Origin of the sequence: Candidatus Tisiphia endosymbiont of Myopa tessellatipennis, assembly GCF_964031105.1 — a bacterium.
GTDB lineage: Bacteria > Pseudomonadota > Alphaproteobacteria > Rickettsiales > Rickettsiaceae > Tisiphia.
The window spans coordinates 1,472,222-1,485,896 of sequence record NZ_OZ035005.1 but is presented as its reverse complement, the minus strand read 5'-3'; the positions used below and the strand labels follow the sequence as shown (position 1 = coordinate 1,485,896).

Genomic DNA, 13,675 nt, shown 5'->3' with positions numbered 1-13,675 from the left:
TGTTATGTTATACTCAGAACATGTGGTATTAGTTGATGAACAAGATAATATCCTTGGAATAGAGGATAAGTTAAAAGCTCATAATTCTAATACTCCATTGCATAGGGGATTTTCTGTATTTCTTTTCAATAGTAAAAAAGAATTTTTGATACAAAAAAGAAGTTTACTCAAAAAAACTTGGGGTGGATTCTGGTCAAATAGTTTTTGTGGACATCCACAAATTAACGAAACTTATGAACAAGCAATTTATAGGCATGCAAAGTTTGAATTAGGTTTAGTAAACCTACAGAAAGTAGATATTATTGCTAATTATCGATATAAATTTGCTATAAATAATATTGTAGAAAATGAAATATGCCCGATATATTTGGCTTTATCAGATGATATCATAAAAATAAATGAACAAGAAATAGCAGAAGTAAAATTACTTAAATGGGTAGACTTTAAGTTATATATGGAAAAATACCCAACAAAATTTTCCCCTTGGTGCATCGAAGAGTTCGAGATATTAGAAAATAATGAAATATTCAAAAAATTTATGGATTCAGCTCTGTAACTATAGTATAAAGCTGAACTAATGATATAAAGTATTTCTAGGGGTCATAGCTCAGTTGGTAGAGCGTTTGAATGGCATTCAAAAGGTCGGGGGTTCGATTCCCCCTGTCTCCACCAGATACCTCCAACCTTTCCAAGGTTTTTATAATTTCTTAAAAGTATTTTTATTTTGGTTTTATTTTGGTTTCCCACCAAAAGTCTCCAAATTTGACATACAAAATAGTCTATTTTTAACCGTTTTTCACGGGGAGGAAATATGACAGAATCGTTAATTTTTTCCGACAACTTAATTGAAAATCCTGATACTATTTTCTATAATATAGTCGGTAATTTTGTCCCACCTGAGTGGCGGAATCTTACCAATAATTGTGGTAAGCAATTAAGTAAAACCTCTCGTCAACTTTTGTCATTGGTTTTACGAATGTTGGTTGGATATATGAGAGTTTCGTCTGAAAATGAAATATAGAATACAGATTTGCAATATAATGCTTTGATAAAAGCTTGAGTTGATCAATGTAATATATATAAAGATCAAGCTAACTTACACAAAAAAAATTATTGACTCGATGTTAGTTATATGTGGACCTACCGCTAGTGGCAAGTCTTATTTGGCACATTATTTAGCTAAAATATATAATGCTGAGATAGTTAACTGTGATTCTATGCAGATATATAGGCAGATTCCCATTATTACTGCCTCGCCATCACAAATATACCGTAATGAGATTCCTTATCATCTTTATAATTTTTTATCTATAGAACAAGAATTTTCGGTAATACAATATATAAATTATGCTCTTGAAAAAATTACAAACATTCGTAGTAGAGGCAAGTTACCAATAATTGTTGGCGGTACGGGGTTATATATTAATTCATTACTTTTTGGTTATAATGAAATACCATCAATATCTCCTAAAATTAGGCAATATGTTAGAGAGCTACACTCTAAGATTGGTTCAACCCAGTTTTTTTATAAACTAAAAGAGCTAGATAACCTAGCTGTTCAGAAGTTAAATGAACACGACACTCAAAGGGTTATAAGAGCCTATGAAGTATTTATGGAAACCGGGCAATCTATATTTGCTTTCCAAAGCTTACAAAATAAATCTATTCTTCCAGCATTTGATTTTAAGGTAATTTTTCTACATCCAAAGAGGGAATTTCTTTATCAAACATGTAATACTAGGTTAGAAAAATTATTTAATGAAGGAGCAATTGAAGAAGTAGCTCAAATTAAAAAAGATTTTCCTGATATATATTCTTCTGCAATAAAAACCATTGGTCTACGGGAAATATTATGCTATTTAAATAATGAAATTACTTTGCAAAATGCCATAAATCTAGCACAAATTAAGACTAGGCAATATGCAAAAAGGCAAATTACTTGGTTCAAAAACCAAATAAAGGACAAGGTAACTCTAGAATATTCTAATAATCAGCAATTTGAAGAGTTGATTATTGATTTGGAGATATTATAAATTAACTAGACCTATAATTAACCTAAGTTCGATGTAAGCACCAAACAAAATGCAGTGCATTATGTAATAACATAAACAAACTGTTGTTGGTGAGCTATCAACCTCATTGTATAGTATTTACGACTATACTGTGTTAAAGTTGCAGTTAGCCGAGTTGGTTAAAGAGCTATTAATTGTATCATATATGTTGTAAATATATTCCATCAATTTTAATGTGATAAATTGTACAGCAAGTTTGCAAATCAGAATGCCTTCGTTAAGTGAGGAGTTTGACGATGTCATTTACACTCCTGATAAATAATACTGCTAATCACTAGTTACGTTGGGATAAGGTTATAATTTAGAGGTCTATCGGCGTTATACATGTCAAAAATCACCATAAGGGATTATACGAACTTTGAGATTGTAAAGATGCCCTACTGATACTAGGTTAGTGAAATTTAGGTTCAGAATTAGCAAACAAACTTTCCTATTTTTTTTAATGATTTTTATTATTAATATTCAAACTTAAGTTGAGTTATTTTTGCTTATTCTTTATAATTGTTCGTAATAATATGTTTTATACGTACCGTTAAGGCATAATTTATTTTTCAACAGTTTCATTATATGAAAAAATTTCTAACATTATTCATATTACTAATTATTTATAGTAATACTTTTGCTCAAGAACAAGTATCTAATTTAATCACTCCAGTTAGTTATTTTGTCAATCATGAGCAACAACTTAAAATCCTTGATGAGCATTTAAATAAATATAGACAAGCAAGTATAGTTGGTACTAGTGGTATAGGTAAAACTCAGTTAATTAGGATGTATAGTTATGAGAATAAAAATAATTATGATCTAATTTGGTTTTTTGATTGTAACCTAGACCTTAATGAACAATTTGTTAAATTAGCCCAACAACTCAATATGGTTAAACAAGCTAATATATCTGAAGCAATAACTCTATCCAAAAAAGAAGTAATGTCATATTTAACTACTACTACTAAATGGTTATTGGTGTTTGATAATTTAAAAGTTAATGAAAATAAAAAAGTACAAGATTTAATTGATTGGGAACATAATGGTCATGTAGTGTTTTGCTCGCAAGATAATGAAAAGTTACATAACATTATAGCCATGCCGCTACTCGATCACCCTACTATTGTAGCTTTAGCTAATAACTTATTGAACAATAAGGATAATAATAGTATCGAATTTTTAGTGCAATCTTTTAGTGGTTATCCAATACTTATCGTGCAAGGGGCGCAATTACTTAACAAAATTAAAGGTTTAGATAAAGAGGAATATAAAAAGAAAATCTATCAATCGACTAATAAAATAGCAACAAATATTAGTATGGCTATTCAACAGCTAAACCCTAATGCAGTAAAGTTACTTAATAAAATAGCTTTATTAAATAACCAAAGCTTTTCAAAACAGCTTCTTACCATCATTACTGATAATAAAGATACTTTAGAGGATGATATATATCAATTATCTAAATTTGTGCTAATCAGTAATATTAATGCTAGCGAGGATAACCCTATTTTTGAAATGCATGATATAATCAGCAATAAAATAATAGAACTAAATGGCAATAATAATAAAATATATTTAGAAAATATGATTAGCAAATTACCTAAACCAAAAGGAATTTATTCAGCATATTTGTGGAGAAGTGCCAAAACTATACCAGAAAATTTAGAGATTCTTCTAAAAAACTCTGAAAAATATAATATTAATTTATACGCAATACTTACCTTAAGGTCTGAGTTATTCTCTCTATATCTAAACATTTATAACGACAAAGCCAAACAAATGTTTGATTGGTTTAATCAAAAAGATAAAAATAAGGAATTTAAATTGTGGCAAATGTCTGAATCTCAAAAATTTTATTATGCTAGGTACTTAGGAGCAATAGGAGTGTATCATGAAATGATATTAAGGAATTTTGACACAGCGAGTTCTTATCTGAATAAATCATTAAATATTGTAGATAAGTTTGATGATGATGAAGCCAATTATTCTCTTAAATTTAGTATTATGTCAAATATATCTGAATCTCAGATATTTTTAGGTAATATAACACTTGCTGAAGAATTGCTTAAAAAGATAGAAGAACTAGCAAAACAAGGAGTAATACAAGAAATTGATATATCTATAATGTATCAATTAAAAAGTGCATTATGTGAGATACAAGGCAAATATAAGGAAAGTTTAGAGTATGTAGATAAAGCTACTGAAATATTTATAAAAAATGGATTTGATATTAATGCTCTAGTCCTTAGTGAACACCGATTATATAGAGCAAGTATATTAAATTTTCTTGGTAGATATCAAGAAGCTTATACTCAAGTTCAACAGATATATGACATATATAAACCCCTTAAACATAAGCCTAATAAAATATTTGCAGATATTTATACAGAAATGGCAAGAAGTGAATTAGGTTTAGGTAAAATAGATAAAGCTTCTGAATACATTAATAAAACTATTTCCATATTTTTAGCAGATGAAAACAACGATTTTGAAAGCGCAAATTATTCTAAAAATGTTGATTTAGCAGATAGTTATAGAGTACAAGGTGATGTTTTGTTTGCTCAAGATAACTTTAAGCAAGCTATAGAATCCTATAAAAAAGCGTTTGTTATATATCATTATTCATATGGAGATAGAAGTAAAAATGTTGCCCGAATAAGTGATCTGTATAATCATGGAGCAAGAGCCTCTTGTAAAAGCAAAGATTTATATAATTACAAATTCTTTGGCAAGCCACAAATTAAGGAGTTTGGCATACACCACCCTAATACAGTTGATATGTTTGAATATTGCAAACAATATAACATGGATTTGTGGGTCAAGAACAATTAAACATTAAGGTTCTATGATTTCTACTCGGCAGCTGTTGGTAAAATCATTGATGGCATTATGTGTTTATAATATATAAGAGACCTTGTTTAAGAGATTAATTTTTGCATTCAATACTCCAACTTTACATTAGCTCGGTTTAATTAATGTAGGAGATTTATTCTTTAGGCTTCTTTGTTCCTGCTGATATCCTATCATTTATTATAGTATTTATAAATATTGAAGATTTGGTTGAACGATAGCAAGAAAATTATAATATCGAAAATTGAAATAATAAATCTTGGTTGTAACAATATCACGGTTCTATAAACAAATTAGAATTAGAAGGGGGAAAAGAGATATTTGGTAAAAATATAGCCTGAGATCAAAGAGATGTTGATTATCAAAATCGTATCGCATACGAGTAGAATATTAGATATTGTTTATATTATGAAAAATAATTAATTTTTTTATTAAAATAAGTTGACTATTATTTTAGAATTGATTCTAATTAAAATATGGCAACATAAATCAACCTAATAGCATGGCAAAATATAAAATGGCTGATGTTTTTTTAGAGGCAGGGTAAGGGGTTGAGGCTATTAAGGTAATCAGTACAAAATATCCTAATAAGGATGTAGAAATTTCTGTGTCTGCTGCAGTTTGGGCTGATAGACAATTAGAATCGCGTTGTCAACAATTCCTCTCATATCAGAGGGCATCTTCTTCCCAGCATAATAGACTTCTTTCGAAACTCTACTTCTGCTGGTGATTTGTACGTCGATGCGGTACTCGAATCCTCACGTACATTAGAGTACGCTGCGGTTCTGCGTTCCGCGTCTCCTTCAAATCCCTCAGCATAAGCGAGTTTCGAAAGAAGTCTAATAATATTTTAATGAGGTTGCCTTGGTATAAATTGTTATATATTTATTATTTATTTCAGAGTATTTTTAGTTTATTTTCTAATTTTACCTATACACATGAGTTCGATATAGGAGATCAGTTTAATAGCCTCGGTGTTGCTACGGCTGGGACTAAAAATAGCCTGAAAGGCTATTAAGTATCATGGATTCCTGCTTTTAGTTAGGAATGACATCACTTTTGCATGGGGAATAATTATTCTTATATCAAACTAGGTTATACTAAATCTAAAATGAGAATGTAATATATTGCCTGAATTAAAATTTGACGAAAAGCAGTTGCTTTTACTCAGCAGAATTAAAGAGTTTGCTAAACAAATTGAAGATAAGTCGTTTTTTAGATTCTTTAATAGCAGTTTATTAGCAAAAAAAGCTATATATTTATATGGTAATGTAGGTAATGGCAAAACTGTATTAATGCAACATTTTTTCCAAATATTGCAAATTAAGAAATTAATGGTACATTACCAAAACTTTATGCAATCGGTACATAAAGATATTTATCAGTTGCAAGATAAATCACAATCTAAAAATAATATTATCAAAAGAATTGCTGCAAATTATGCAAAGCAGGCGGAAGTAATATGCATAGATGAGTTTGAAATTAAAGACATAACTGATGCTATGATAATAGGATCACTGCTCCTTGAACTTATAAGACATAAGGTGTTTATCTTCATTACTAGTAATATCGAGCCAAAAGATTTGTATAAAGATGGTTTACAAAGGAATTCCTTTTTGCCAATAATTAAAGAGATTTATCAAAAGTTTGAAGTTATGCATTTAGATAGTGATCATGATTATCGATTAGATAAAATTATACACATGACTAATAGACGTATAATATACCCCATTAATGAAGATAATAAGCTTGAGATACAGAACCTTATTAGCAAGTTAAATAGTAATAACCGATTAGTTTCTAAGGATATCCTAGTTTTTGGACGTAAAATATCTTTTAAAATGGCTAGTGAAAAAGTATTAGTAACAGATTTTGAAGAGCTATTTGTAAGAGAATTAGGTTATGTTGATTATGTAAATATTTGCCAAAAATTTTCTATCATAATAGTAGAAAATATTCGTATAATAGATTCTGATAACACAGACTTAGCGGTTAGGTTTATTAATTTTGTTGATAATGCTTATTTTTATAAGGTTATATTATTCATGACATTACAAGATGAACCTATAAAAATATATCAGAATGGTTTTCGCAAAGGTGAATTTAACAGAACTATTTCAAGGTTATATGAGATGAATAGTGATAGCTATGGCAATTAAAAAGGGTAAATTTATTACGTTTGAGGGTGGGGAAGGGTGCGGTAAATCCACCCAAAGTAATATGTTATACCAGTATTTACTATCACAAAATATTCCCGTAGATTTAACGCGTGAAGTAGGGGGAACTATTTCTGCAGAGAAGATGCGTGACATTTTAGTTAATCAAGATTTACTACCTATGTCAGAATTGCTGCAAATCATGGCGGCGCGTTACGAACATGTTCATAAAAAGATTATTCCTAAACTAAATTCTGGAATATCAGTTATTTGTGATAGGTTTGTAGACTCTACAGCTTGTTATCAGGGGCAAGATATAGGTCGTGATTTAGTTTATGATCTTCATAAGTCTTTAATATCTGATGTGATGCCTGATATTACATTTTTTATTGATATAGATCCAAATATTGCCTTACCAAGGGCATTAGTACGAGGGAATAACAACAAATTTGAAAGCAAAAATATTGAATTTCATCAAAAAGTCTATGATGGATTTCAATATATATCAGCCAAATTTCCAAATAGAATAGTAAAAATAAATGCTTCAACTCTTAGTGTGCAAGAAATTCATGATATAATAGTTGCGATGCTCGTTACAAAGGTTTGGTGAATAAGATGGAAAATAAAATAGAGAAAATATGTGTTATTGGTTCTGGAGTAATGGGACTAGCAATAGCTTCCTTGGTAGCCAATTCCTCTAACCGAGTTGTTTTACTAGATGTAGTAAGCAACGACCCTAATGATAGGAATGCCATACTTACCAAGGCTCTAGAAAATATAGAGAAACAACAACCAGCTCCTTTATCACATCCAAGTAAATTAGCGTTTATCACCATTGGTAATTTAGAAGATGATCTAAAGCTGATTACAGAATGTGATTTGATCATTGAAGTTATTATTGAAAAAATTGCAATAAAACATCAGCTATATGAGAAGATTCTACCCTACCTAAAAGAAGATGCTATTCTAGCTTCTAATACTTCAACCTTACCTTTAAGGAAATTAAAGGAGCAAATGCCTGATTCTATAAAATCTACCATCAGGTCTAGATTTGTCATTAGTCATTTTTTTAATCCTCCAAGATATATGGAATTGCTTGAACTTATTGTAGATTCAGAGGTTAGCTCAGGGGTTATAGAGAGGATATCAGATTTTCTAATACGAGATTTAGGGAAAACTATTATTAAATGTCACGATACTCCAGGTTTTATAGCAAATTGAGTTGGTTGTTATCTACTTGAGCTGGTTGTTCGTAGTAGCATAGATGAAAATTTAAGTCCAGTAATTATCGATAAAATTTTTACTGATTTATTTAAATTACCAGGTACAGGAATCTTTGGCTTATATGATTTGATAGGTCACGACGTAATAAGATTAATTTCTACATCACTAGTTAATTCCCTACCGAATAATGATGATTATCACCAAGTTTACTCAGCATCTTCTATCCTTGATAAGATGATAGAGAATAACTTGATTGGTCGTAAAGCTTTAGGAGGTTTTTACCGTATATCAAAGATAAATGGCATAAAAACTAAAGAAGTCATAGATTTTACAACTTTAACTTATGCAGCATTTGAAGATACCAAGATTGAATATAGTTCTATTGATCAGTTGTTAAATAGCAACTCTAGCTATGGTAAATTTTTTCATGAGATACTAGTGAAGTTTTACTTATATATAACATCTTTAATTCCATCGGTTACTGATAATATTTACGATATAGATACAGCTATGAGGCTTGGTTATAGTTGGAAGATTGGTCCTTTTGAGTTGTTAATTAATCACATAGGAGGAGGATTTGAGTGGCTTAAAAAACAAGCAATGCTAATGAATTTAACATTACCGGAATATATCGCTAATAGTTCCTATGAAACTATTGAACTGAGTCAGTTTCATTTGCCTAAAGTCAGATTAGAAGAAAGTAAGATTTTATTGAAGAATGATTCGGCTCAACTAGTTCTGTATAAAAATAGGTTAGTTTTTACTATTAATACTAAAATGAATTGCCTCAATGAAAATGTTTTTAAACTTTTGTTAGAATCTGTTGATATTGCAGAAAATGAGAAGCAAACACTATATATTATGCCATTAACCAATAATTTTTCAGCTGGTGCTGACTTAAAATTCATTGCTTCCTGTATAAAAAATCAAGATTTTGCTAAATTAGAAGATTTCTTAAAACTTGGTCAAAAAACCATGATAAGGTTAAAATACTCGCATATTAATATTGTTAGCTGTGCTTTAGGTGCTGCGTTAGGTGGGGGCTGTGAAATATTGTTACATTCTGATTTTATTGTAGCTAATCAGGAGTTAAATGCTGGCCTTGTTGAGGTATCGGTTGGCTTAGTTCCAAGTTGGGGAGGCATTAAGGAAATGTTTTATCGTGCAAGTAGCGATAAAAGTAAACTAGTAAAAAATTTAAGAAATATCCTATTACCAAATAAATCAAGTTCTGCTGATTATTTTATAGCTGATTATGATATTACTAACGTGCAAGTAAATATGAATAAACATTTAATACTGCAAGAGGCTTTTGCCTTGGATTTGCCAGAAAAAATAAAGAAAGTAAGCAAGCAAGTTATTTTATCTAAAGTTACTTTAGCTGAAGAATTTGCAGAAACCAATTTTTCAAAGCAGAAGAGTATAGCTGAGTATGATAATCTTCAAGGATGGCTATTGTCAAAGTTTCAAGATATCATTTCCATGCAACAAATTGATGAGCAAAAATTATTGCAATTTGAACGAGAGATATTTTTAGAACTTGCCAAAAACCCTAAAACTTGATAATCAAGTTTTTTAGAATTATTAAAAAATACGTCATTGCGAGGAGTCGCGACTCATCTTCGAGATAAATATGAGCAGAAATTATGCTATAGAACGTGAGTATTATGCGACGAGTGGAGTGTAGAATTAAATTCTCGTTACTGACTACATTTTTTCACCTGTGGAATTTTATAATAAAGAAATACTGATAAAAGTGTACTTTAATGACAAGAGTTTTTATTTGAAACAAAACAATGGTAATACACATAAGAAGCATTATGTTGACTAATTTTTAGTATGTCAAGTAGAAAAGTGATGTTTACATGACTACAAACTTCATGCCAAAACCACTGCGAACCTGATTCTTTAGACGTTTCAAGCACTTTTTCGTCTCGAAGATGAGTCGCGAAAGCGACGACGTGGCAATCTTTTGAAGTATTACTTTACGAGATTGCCACGTCGGCTCGTTGCCGGGCCTCCTCGCAATGACGGTTAAGGAAAAACTTGATTATCGAGTAAAAAGATTTTTGGTTTTTAGAACAAAGTTTACTATACAATACTATATCTTCCAATGAATTCCAAAAATTATCTCTGCTAGAAGGGTACTATGGTGGCGAACTAGCAAAATTCTCAATAAACTTAATATTCTCACAAATTTTTTTATTAAAAGCACTTTACACATCATAATATCTATTGTATCATATAAAAATATACAGCTCTAAAATTAAAGAGAATTCCTATGTACCCATAAAATTAGACCAAGAAAATGTTATATCCAAGAATAGTAGGATAAAATAACAATAATAAAAAAGATAAAAATTTTATTACAGCAAAGAGAAAGTATAAAGACATTAGAGGTAAAAGTGGCATTACTAAGTAATAAACAATCAAAAAAGTATACTTGAATATGCTCTTCTGCTTTGAAGAATTGGTTCTTGCAAATACTATCGGGTAATTCGCGTACTCACGTACTGCTTGCGTTTGTTCATCCCTTGTTTGTGTCTCCATTCTCCAAAGCATTTGAGTATACCAATCGAGCATTCGAATGTATAGCTTATCTCGTGGAAGGCAATAAAAGGAGGAATGAAATGATTCAACTATTAGCAATTTCTTCAAGTATTTTAATCATTATTGAAATGCTATTGATAGTAATTTGTATTAAGTGGTTATATAGTATTAGGCTGGCATGTACCAATATTTGGCTTATGAGTCAGGATTTCTCGAATAGTTTCATTACAGCCAAAGAAGAAGTAATTTTGTTACATAAAGAATTAAAAGAGATAACCACTCTAACTACCAAGAAAGAACAGCATATTTTGCACATGACCATTCATTTAGATGAAGTAGAAATGGGCGTAAAAATGTTACTTGATGAGTTTAGGAGAATTAGCACACTCAAAGAGAATAATGCATTACAGAAGATACTGGAAGAAACAGTAAAAACAGTCTTGCACAAATAAGATGAAGGCAATTATATTAAGATGCAGATTACAGCAAATTATCTATATCAAACTGAATCAGAGACTTTGAAGAGATATCAACAAAGGCTAGAAGATTTAGTACTAATACTTAACAATGAAAAAGAGAGATTGCATCATAGCATTGATGGTATAGATAAAGATAGTATAGAAAAACACATTAAATTTTTACAAGATGAAATAGATGAGTTTGATGCAAAATTGGGTGAAGTAATAGGTGGATTAGTAGAACTAGAAGATAAGGTAAAGATATTAGAGACTGTACCTTTATTGATAACTACCCCAATTCAGGATAAGAATTAATAATTCTTATATCGAACTGGCTTTAATATACTCGATGAAAATCAAGAATTGCGTTGTCGTCTTCAGGGATCGTAGCACAACTGTTGAAAGTTAAAAAATCGTCTATTAGCGAGGAGACCGTAGGTCGACGAAGCAATTGTAAGTTAAAAGTATGATATAATAGATATCTATATGACAAGCTTCATGGATTCCCCTGACTTCCGCAGATTTTTTGATATTAGTTGTTATAAGTGGCATTAGTAAGGAGGTGAAGTGGTACTCTCGTTCTGTTGTGCCTAGTAGATATTTTATTATTGACTTTAACTGCGATGTTGTTTATTATTTAATTAATTAAATATAGCCCCATATTTTATAGCCCTAATATGTACATACGTCGTAAAAAAACTCCTAATAGTCCAAGGCAATCTATTCAAATAGTGGAAGGTTATCGTGATAGTAAAGGTAACGTCAAACAGCGTATAGTACGTCATTTAGGAGTCTTCGTAGATGAAGTAGAAGAAGCTAAATTAGTTGCCCTAGCACAATATTTGATTGCCAAGATTAAAGCTGAGAGAGAAGCTGCAACTGGGCAGGGGAATTTGTTTACTGATGATACTAACGAGGTTAAAAGAGGTCGTCCAACTAACAAGCTGCTAAAAGATATTCTACCTGTTAACGAAGTAAAACTAAATGAGGTTGTAGAAGTCAAGCGAGTTGTTGAAGGAGTGCATCAAATAGGGGGGCATGTTTATGATCAAATGCATTTTAACCAGTTACTAGCAAGGAAACGTGACGCTGGGATGCTGAAGGATTTAGTGTTAGCCCGTATGGTAAGACCAAATAGTAAAAAAGGGATAGTTGAGTATTTAAGCGATCAATTTGACAGGCATCATGATCTAGATGCTACTTATCGGATGATGGACAAATTACATGAGCAAATACCTAAAATTAAAGAATTATGCTTTAAAAACACCCTAACCCTGATTCCTAATAAAGAGATTAGCCTAGTATTTTTTGATGTTACTACACTATACTTTGAATCAGTAGAAATAGATGAGCTAAGAGCCTTTGGCTATAGTAAAGATCATCGCTTTAATACTACCCAACTAGTTCTTGCCCTAGCAACTAATGAGGATGGATTACCACTTGGCTATGAGCTGTTTAGTGGTAATACCGCAGAAGTTAGCACCTTAATTAAATCAATTAACAGCTGGCAAGCGTATCTTAAAGTTAAAGATGTCTGTTTTATTGCTGATCGTGCAATGTTTAGTAAAGCTAACTTGCAAGCTCTCGATGAAGGTGGTTATCGTTATATTGTGGCAGCAAAGCTTAAAACACTCAAGAAAGAAAAGAAAGAAGAAATATTATCAGAGGAAAACTATAAGCCTACTGTTATAGGCAATGATCTTACTTGGATTGCCGATCTAGAGCATGATGGTAAACGTCTAATTACCAGTTATAAATCTAAAAGGGCTATTAATGATGCACAGGAGCGACAAAAAATTTTAGATAAAATTAATAAGACTATTGGTGAGTTTGGTAGTACTAAAAAACTTATATCTAATAGTGGAGTAAAAAAATATACTTCTAGTGAAAATGGCAAGAGCTATATTGACGCAGAGAAGATAGAGCAGGATGCGTTGTGGGATGGCATACATGGGGTAATCACCAATGACCAGACTATAACTCCACATGAAGCAATAGCAAAATATGCTAGATTATGGGTAATTGAAGAGCAATTTAGAATCAATAAACATAATTTACAAATGCGTCCAATTTTTCACTGGACTAAACAAAGGATAGAAGCACACATAGCTGTGTGTTATATGAGTTTTGCAGTGCTTAAAACTATAGAATACAAGGTTGCTCTGACCCAAAAGATCAGTGTAACTAACATCGTTGAATTATTAATATCAGTACAGGATTCAATCTTAAGACATACAAAGACTGGTGATCTTTATAGACTACCAAGTGCAATAAAAAACGAAGCTAGAAAAATCTATAAAACCTTTAACATCAAACGTTCAGACCATGCTGCAATATATTTAAAATAACAAAATAATGTTGTGCCTAAATTTTAAAAATC

General features: G+C 30.8%; 12 protein-coding genes and 1 tRNA gene. 12 read left to right on the top strand and 1 reads right to left on the bottom strand.

Annotated features, from left to right (window positions below; translation table 11 throughout):
- The first annotated feature begins 4 nt into the window (after positions 1–4).
- The 9 genes from idi (at position 5) to AAHN03_RS07400 (ending at position 9,850) form a co-directional block, all read left to right on the top strand.
- A complete protein-coding gene (gene idi, locus AAHN03_RS07445) occupies positions 5–556 on the top strand; it encodes an isopentenyl-diphosphate Delta-isomerase (RefSeq protein ID WP_341761220.1) in 552 nt (183 codons plus the stop codon).
- Positions 557–596: 40 nt separating this feature from the next.
- Positions 597–672 (top strand) — tRNA-Ala (locus AAHN03_RS07440).
- Between the two features lie 139 nt (positions 673–811).
- Positions 812–1,021, top strand: a complete 210-nt coding sequence (locus AAHN03_RS07435) for a hypothetical protein (RefSeq protein WP_342278662.1) — start codon at positions 812–814, stop codon at positions 1,019–1,021.
- A 100-nt stretch (positions 1,022–1,121) separates the two neighbouring features.
- A complete protein-coding gene (gene miaA / locus AAHN03_RS07430) occupies positions 1,122–2,033 on the top strand; it encodes a tRNA (adenosine(37)-N6)-dimethylallyltransferase MiaA (RefSeq protein ID WP_341761218.1) in 912 nt (303 codons plus the stop codon).
- A gap of 606 nt (positions 2,034–2,639) precedes the next feature.
- Positions 2,640–4,889, top strand: a complete 2,250-nt coding sequence (locus tag AAHN03_RS07425; protein WP_342278661.1) for a tetratricopeptide repeat protein — start codon at positions 2,640–2,642, stop codon at positions 4,887–4,889.
- Between the two features lie 1,145 nt (positions 4,890–6,034).
- On the top strand, positions 6,035–7,066 hold the full coding sequence (zapE, locus tag AAHN03_RS07415; RefSeq protein WP_342278660.1) for a cell division protein ZapE: 1,032 nt from the start codon (positions 6,035–6,037) through the stop codon (positions 7,064–7,066).
- Positions 7,056–7,673, top strand: a complete 618-nt coding sequence (gene tmk / locus AAHN03_RS07410; RefSeq protein ID WP_342278659.1) for a dTMP kinase — start codon at positions 7,056–7,058, stop codon at positions 7,671–7,673. Before zapE ends, tmk begins: the two co-directional genes overlap by 11 nt.
- Before the next feature lie 5 nt (positions 7,674–7,678).
- Positions 7,679–8,284 carry a 3-hydroxyacyl-CoA dehydrogenase family protein gene (locus tag AAHN03_RS07405; RefSeq protein WP_342278658.1) on the top strand — a complete coding sequence of 202 codons (606 nt, stop codon included), beginning with the start codon at positions 7,679–7,681 and terminating at the stop codon, positions 8,282–8,284.
- A 21-nt stretch (positions 8,285–8,305) separates the two neighbouring features.
- Positions 8,306–9,850, top strand: a complete 1,545-nt coding sequence (locus AAHN03_RS07400) for a 3-hydroxyacyl-CoA dehydrogenase family protein (protein WP_342279212.1) — start codon at positions 8,306–8,308, stop codon at positions 9,848–9,850.
- Positions 9,851–10,050: 200 nt separating this feature from the next.
- Here AAHN03_RS07400 and AAHN03_RS07395 read toward each other — a convergent pair whose 3' ends face one another.
- On the bottom strand, positions 10,051–10,212 hold the full coding sequence (locus AAHN03_RS07395; RefSeq protein ID WP_341761540.1) for a hypothetical protein: 162 nt from the start codon (positions 10,210–10,212) through the stop codon (positions 10,051–10,053).
- Positions 10,213–10,917: 705 nt separating this feature from the next.
- Here AAHN03_RS07395 and AAHN03_RS07390 point away from each other — a divergent pair.
- The 3 genes from AAHN03_RS07390 to AAHN03_RS07380 all read left to right on the top strand — a co-directional run bounded on the left by AAHN03_RS07390 (position 10,918) and on the right by AAHN03_RS07380 (position 13,643).
- Positions 10,918–11,289 (top strand): hypothetical protein, encoded by a 372-nt coding sequence (locus tag AAHN03_RS07390; RefSeq protein WP_342278657.1) that lies wholly within the window; start codon positions 10,918–10,920, stop codon positions 11,287–11,289.
- A gap of 21 nt (positions 11,290–11,310) precedes the next feature.
- Positions 11,311–11,610, top strand: coding sequence for a hypothetical protein (locus AAHN03_RS07385; protein ID WP_341762345.1), 300 nt, complete (start codon positions 11,311–11,313; stop codon positions 11,608–11,610).
- A gap of 362 nt (positions 11,611–11,972) precedes the next feature.
- Positions 11,973–13,643, top strand: coding sequence for an IS1634 family transposase (locus AAHN03_RS07380; protein ID WP_342278361.1), 1,671 nt, complete (start codon positions 11,973–11,975; stop codon positions 13,641–13,643).
- The last annotated feature ends 32 nt before the right edge of the window (positions 13,644–13,675 follow it).

Excerpts from the sequence above, each read along its gene's own strand:
- idi (WP_341761220.1), top strand. The coding sequence starts at position 5 with ATGTTATACTCAGAACATGTGGTATTAGTTGATGAACAAGATAATATC.
- AAHN03_RS07435 (WP_342278662.1), top strand. The coding sequence starts at position 812 with ATGACAGAATCGTTAATTTTTTCCGACAACTTAATTGAAAATCCTGAT.
- miaA (WP_341761218.1), top strand. The coding sequence starts at position 1,122 with ATGTTAGTTATATGTGGACCTACCGCTAGTGGCAAGTCTTATTTGGCA.
- AAHN03_RS07425 (WP_342278661.1), top strand. The coding sequence starts at position 2,640 with ATGAAAAAATTTCTAACATTATTCATATTACTAATTATTTATAGTAAT.
- tmk (WP_342278659.1), top strand. The coding sequence starts at position 7,056 with ATGGCAATTAAAAAGGGTAAATTTATTACGTTTGAGGGTGGGGAAGGG.
- AAHN03_RS07405 (WP_342278658.1), top strand. The coding sequence starts at position 7,679 with ATGGAAAATAAAATAGAGAAAATATGTGTTATTGGTTCTGGAGTAATG.
- AAHN03_RS07390 (WP_342278657.1), top strand. The coding sequence starts at position 10,918 with ATGATTCAACTATTAGCAATTTCTTCAAGTATTTTAATCATTATTGAA.
- AAHN03_RS07385 (WP_341762345.1), top strand. The coding sequence starts at position 11,311 with ATGCAGATTACAGCAAATTATCTATATCAAACTGAATCAGAGACTTTG.
- AAHN03_RS07380 (WP_342278361.1), top strand. The coding sequence starts at position 11,973 with ATGTACATACGTCGTAAAAAAACTCCTAATAGTCCAAGGCAATCTATT.